The following is a 635-nucleotide window of genomic DNA, read 5'->3' as shown; positions in this document are numbered from 1 at the left end:
CTGGCCGCGACGGTGGTCTTCGACTATCCGACCCCGCTGGCGCTCGCCCGTCACCTCCACGAGACCTTCGGTCACGTGCCCGCGGCCACCGCCGCGCGGGTCGCACGCGCCGTGGAGACCGCCGACCCCGCCGAGCCGATCGCGATCGTGGGTATGGCGTGCCGTCTGCCGGGTGGTGTGGCGAGCCCGGAGGACTTGTGGCGGCTGGTCAGCGAGGGGCGGGACGCCATGTCCGGCTTCCCGTCCGATCGTGGCTGGGACTTGGACGGGCTGTTCGACTCGGACCCGGACCGGGTCGGCACGTCGTACGTGAACCAGGGCGGATTCCTGCACGAGGCCGGGGAGTTCGATGCGGGCTTCTTCGGCATCTCGCCGCGCGAGGCGCTGGCCATGGACCCACAGCAGCGGCTGTTGCTGGAGACCTCGTGGGAGGCGTTGGAGCGGGCCGGGATCGACCCGGGAACGCTGAAGGGCCGTGACGTCGGGGTGTTCTCCGGCCTGATGGGTCAGGGCTACGGCTCGGGCAGCGACGTACCCGCCGAGCTGGAGGGCTTCGTCACGACCGGTGCCAGCACCAGTGTGGCGTCGGGGCGTGTGTCGTACGTGTTCGGTTTCGAGGGTCCGGCGGTGACCGT

General features: G+C 71.2%; 1 protein-coding gene. It reads left to right on the top strand.

The features are described 5' to 3' along the window. On the top strand, window positions 1–635 hold a 635-nt coding region (locus tag IEJ02_RS47915; protein WP_191070522.1), incomplete at both ends, for an acyl carrier protein.

The organism is Streptomyces sp. 5-10 (assembly GCF_014712245.1).
Lineage (GTDB): Bacteria > Actinomycetota > Actinomycetes > Streptomycetales > Streptomycetaceae > Streptomyces > Streptomyces violaceusniger.
Note: the sequence above shows the minus strand (reverse complement) of the source record. Positions and strands in the feature narration are given on the sequence as shown.